This window comes from Patescibacteria group bacterium, assembly GCA_034660655.1.
Taxonomy (GTDB): Bacteria; Patescibacteriota; Patescibacteriia; order JAACEG01; family JAACEG01; genus JAACEG01.
The window spans coordinates 1-4645 of sequence record JAYEJU010000016.1 but is presented as its reverse complement, the minus strand read 5'-3'; the positions used below and the strand labels follow the sequence as shown (position 1 = coordinate 4645).

Below are 4645 nucleotides of genomic sequence, written 5' to 3'. Positions count from 1 at the left end.
ATTTTATTTTTTTAACACAAAAAAATGGTGGTAAGGAGATTTAAAAGCAATATAATCTTTTACTATTTTAAATTTTGCTTTTTTGAATTTTCTTTTTACTTTCTTTAAAGAATAATCTTTTTTGCCAATCTCCCAATAATGCTGTCCGTTAAATTTATGTTTTATTGGAAAAAAATTGCATTTATACTGCCAACTAAAATTTTTAAAATAAGGAATTCTAATATCAATAGAAAAATGCCTGCCCCAATGTGGCAAACTTATAATCACATCTTTTTTTGATACTCTATGAAGTTCATCCAATGATTTTTTAAATTTTTCAAAAGGCAGATGTTCTAATATTTCAAAAGCGCAGACTAAATCATAAGTATTATTTTCAATTGGCATATTATCAACACTACCAACAATATCTGGGTTTAAATCTTCAGCAATATCTAAACAAAAATATTTGATATTTGTATTATTTTTTATATAATCTCCAAAAACTTTATCACCAACGCCTATTTCCAGAACGCTTTTTGGATTACATTTTAAAACCTCGTCTATTTGGTGCCAATAACTTGACCAACGCTCCTGCTTGCAATATTTCGAAAAATTATATTCTTTTTTATCAATTTGTTTCTCCATACATTAAATAACTAATCCTACTTTTTTTCTTACTTCTTCCATTTTTTGTTTTGCTATTTTTTTAGCTTTTTCCGCACCCAAATTTAAAATTTCTTTAACATATTTTTCATTTTTGTCTAATTCTTTTTTCCGCGCGCGGATTTCTCGCAATTCTTTGTTAATATTTTTTGCTAAAATTTCTTTTGATTCTTTATAGCTAATTTTTCCTACTCTGTATTTTTCAGCAATATTTTCTAAATCTTTTTTTGAAAAATGTTTATGCAAAGAAAAAATATTGCAATTTTCTGGATTTTTTTTGTCTTCAGGACGCAAAGAATCCGTTACAATTGACATTACTTTTTTTGTTGTTGTTTCATCGTCATCAAACAGCCCAATAACATTATTATAACTTTTGCTCATTTTTCTACCGTCAATTCCTATTATTGTTTCAACTTCTGAACGAACAATCTCTTTCGGCTCAATAAAAACTTTTCCATATTGATGATTAAATTTTTGCGCGATCATTCTTGCAATTTCAACATGCTGTTTTTGATCTTTTCCAACTGGGACAACATTTATATTATACATTAAAATATCAGCTGCCATTAAAACAGGATAATCAAAAACGCCGACATTAATGCTTTGATTTTTTGTTTTCGCATCTTTAAAAGCGTGCGCTCGCTCTAAAACAGGCATTGGCAAAATGCAATTAAAAATCCAAGTTAGTTCGCATACTTCAGGAACATCGGATTGTTTAAAAATAATTGTTTTTTTATTATCAAATCCTAAAGACAAAAGAGCTTTCGCTATTTTCATTGTTTGGCAAGATAATTCTTTTTTATCTTTCATTGTTGTTAAAGCGTGAAAATCTGGAATAAAAATAAAAAGTTCGTATTCTGTTTCATAATCAGGCAAAAATTTCATTACTGACAAATAATTGCCAAGATGAATATCGCCTGTTGGTTTAAAACCAGTAATTAATCTTTTCATAAAATCAAAATTGTTTTAAAAATCTTAAATCTCCGCTCATTAATAATCTAATGTCATCAATCCCGTATTTCATCATAACCAAGCGGGTAAGCCCAAATCCGAAAGCAAATCCCTGCCATTTTTTTGGATCAATTTTTCCAGCTTTGAAAACATTAGGATGTATCATACCAGCTCCCATAAATTCTATCCAACCGCTTTTTTTGCACACACTGCATCCTTTGCCTTTGCAAATTAAACATTCCAAATCCAATTCCAAACCCGGTTCAACAAAAGGAAAATAGCCCGGGCGAAATCTTAATTTAATTTTTTTGTTAAAAATTTTATTTAAGACTTCCTGAGTTATTGCCTTTAAATTCGCAAGGCTAATATCTTTATCTATCATAAACCCCTCAACCTGATAAAAAGTATTATCGTGCGAAGCGTCTGAAGCTTCATACCTGAAAACTCTGCCTGGAACTATCGCCTTGAATGGCGCTCCATATTCTTCCATTGCCCTCACTTGAACTGAAGAAGTTTGTGTTCTCAAAAGCAAATCATCTCCCTCAACATAAAAAGTGTCTTGCATATCCCTGGCAGGATGATGAGACGGAACATTTAACGCTGAAAAATTATAATAATCACTCTCTATTTCAGGCCCGTCCAAAATTACAAACCCCATAGAATAAAAAATCTCTTCAATTTCTCTCTGAACCTTAGTTATTGGATGTAAATTTCCAACAGGAATGGAATAGCTTGGCAAAGTAGTGTCAATTTTTTCTTTTTCAACTATTTTATCAAATTTTTTTTCTTGTATTTCGTGTTTTTTTTTCTGAATAGCAAATTCTATTTCTTTTTTAATTTCATTTGCTAATTTTCCTATGGTCTTACGCTCGCTTTCAGACATCTTTGATAAATTACGCAAAATCATTGTAATTTTGCCATCCTTGCGCGCAAAATATTTTAATTCCAAATCACGCAAAACCATTTCGTTTTTTACTTTTTGCAAGTCAGAAAAAGCTGACTTTTTTAATTTTTGCAATTGTTTATTTAACATAAGTTTATATTTTTCCGCTTTAAAAAAATAACAACAAAAATTTTAAAATAATTTTTATCAAATTGTCCTTTTTTTAGAAATAGCAAACAATTCAAATACGACTAAAGCTAAAACTAAAAACATCATATTCCACCATGTTAAAAGTCGTTGGCTTTGTAATAATAAACAAGAGATTATTAAAATAGAAAAAAATATTGCTTGTCTAAAGGAAATAACAACATGGCGAAATAAAATTTTATCTTTAATAAACACTCTTCTTATGATTGAAGCTATTATCGCGATTGTTCCAACTAAAGACAAAAATAAAGACAAATAAAAAAACAAAAAACCAAGAAAATCTGTTTCAAAAGGGTTTATAAAAAATAAAATTGTTAACCATACTGCCCAAGAAATAGCAGTCGCAAACAACATTAAAAAAATATAAGCTCTAAAAGACATAAAATTTATTTTATATTTTAATCATATCATATTATCTTATATAACTCAAAGGATTCTTTTTAGATCCTCTTATTTTAACCTCAAAATGAAGATGAGAGCCTGTTGACCATCCTGTTGAACCCATAGCGCCTATAACATCTCCTCTATTAACGGCTTGCCCAGCGCGCACATAAAGTTTGCTAAAATGCGCGTATAAAGTTGTCATCCCGTTTCCATGGCTTATTATAATTCGTTTCCCATATCCTGTTGCCCAGCCAGATGATTGCACGATTCCGTCCTCAGCGGCATAAATAGCTGTTCCGCTCTTACAAGCAATGTCAACGGCATGATGCCGCCAATGATAATATTGCGAAATTCTGCGACAACTTGCCGGCCATAAAAGTTTTGTGGAGCTTTTAATATTTGTTTTCGCAAGCGCTGTTTTTGGCGCTGGAGCATAAGTCGCTGATCTACTTGATTTTTTTGGCGACACAATAGCTACCTTGCGCGCTCCCGGAATAATCAATTTTTGCCCAATTTGTAAGCTGGAAACATCGCTTATCTCGCTGGCTTTTATTATATCTTTTTCGCTCACATTATATTTTTTTGCTATTTTGCCAATGTTATCGTATTTTTTAACTTTATATGTTATTCCAATCGTTGGTAAGATAGCTAACTTTTGCCCTGGTTTAATAAAGCCATATCTATTAAGCCCGTTTTCCCAAATAATAGTATTTACCGTAATATTATATTTTTTTGCGATGCTATAAGTTGAATCTCCTTCTTGCACAATATAATATTCTATTTCTGTTCTGTATTTCGAAATTTCATCGCTGTCCGCGACAGCAATTCCAGAAACAACGCTGCCTTCTTGCGTAAGTATAATGCCGCTATCTTCATCAGGCTCAGGGATATCTAATTGCGGTTGATACGCTAAGCTATATTTTGCTTCATCAGTATAAAAAGATTTTTGCTTTTTTTTGCTAATATTTTCTATATCAATGTTTTCTTCTATTAATTCCCCGCCGTCTTCAAACTCTCCTGTTTTTACTAATTTTCCTATTAAGCTTTTGTTTTCAAATCTTGTCGTAATACTATGTTTTCCTTGCGCGTTTATGTTAGAAGCAGAAACCAAAAGCGCTATAATAATAATTACAATATGTACAATATATCTTCCTCCAAAAATACGCAAAAATTTATTTTTCGCTGAAAAAATATTTTTTTGGAATATTGCTTTTATTGGCCTATAAATTTTATATAATTTAAGAATTAAAAATCTGCCGCCGTAATTATAAAAAAATTTAAACAAATAATAAAATGGCTTATAAACAAGAGTAATAAAAAACAGGATTAAAACTTTTTTAAGCTGTCCTAACCCTTTAATAATTAGTAATAATAATCTAATTGTGAATTTTTTCCAAGAAAAGCTGATATTCAAAATTTAATAAATAAAGCAGAATATCCTGTTAGACCTGTTGCGTAATTAGTTTTGTCTCAAAATCTGAAAATTTCGTCACAAAACTAATTATGCAACAAGTCTATTTTTTTCATTCAGATTAACTACTAAAAAATTACCACATCAGGGAGTAAAAGTCAATAAAA

At 30.3% G+C, this 4645-nt stretch carries 5 protein-coding genes; all 5 read right to left on the bottom strand.

Features of this window, described 5'->3' with window-relative positions; translation table 11 throughout:
- Positions 1–3 precede the first annotated feature (3 nt).
- The 5 genes from U9O55_00980 to U9O55_00960 are packed head-to-tail and all read right to left on the bottom strand — an operon-like array spanning position 4 to position 4481.
- Complete coding sequence (locus U9O55_00980) at positions 4–624, bottom strand: class I SAM-dependent methyltransferase (protein ID MEA2088399.1); 621 nt, start codon at positions 622–624, stop codon at positions 4–6.
- 3 nt (positions 625–627) lie between these two features.
- Positions 628–1593: a tryptophan--tRNA ligase gene (gene trpS, locus U9O55_00975; protein ID MEA2088398.1), complete on the bottom strand. Its 966-nt coding sequence runs from the start codon at positions 1591–1593 to the stop codon at positions 628–630.
- Between the two features lie 4 nt (positions 1594–1597).
- Positions 1598–2626: a phenylalanine--tRNA ligase subunit alpha gene (gene pheS, locus U9O55_00970; GenBank protein ID MEA2088397.1), complete on the bottom strand. Its 1029-nt coding sequence runs from the start codon at positions 2624–2626 to the stop codon at positions 1598–1600.
- A 57-nt stretch (positions 2627–2683) separates the two neighbouring features.
- Positions 2684–3064 carry a hypothetical protein gene (locus tag U9O55_00965; GenBank protein ID MEA2088396.1) on the bottom strand — a complete coding sequence of 127 codons (381 nt, stop codon included), beginning with the start codon at positions 3062–3064 and terminating at the stop codon, positions 2684–2686.
- Positions 3065–3095: 31 nt separating this feature from the next.
- Positions 3096–4481, bottom strand: a complete 1386-nt coding sequence (locus U9O55_00960; protein ID MEA2088395.1) for a peptidoglycan DD-metalloendopeptidase family protein — start codon at positions 4479–4481, stop codon at positions 3096–3098.
- Positions 4482–4645: the final 164 nt, after the last annotated feature.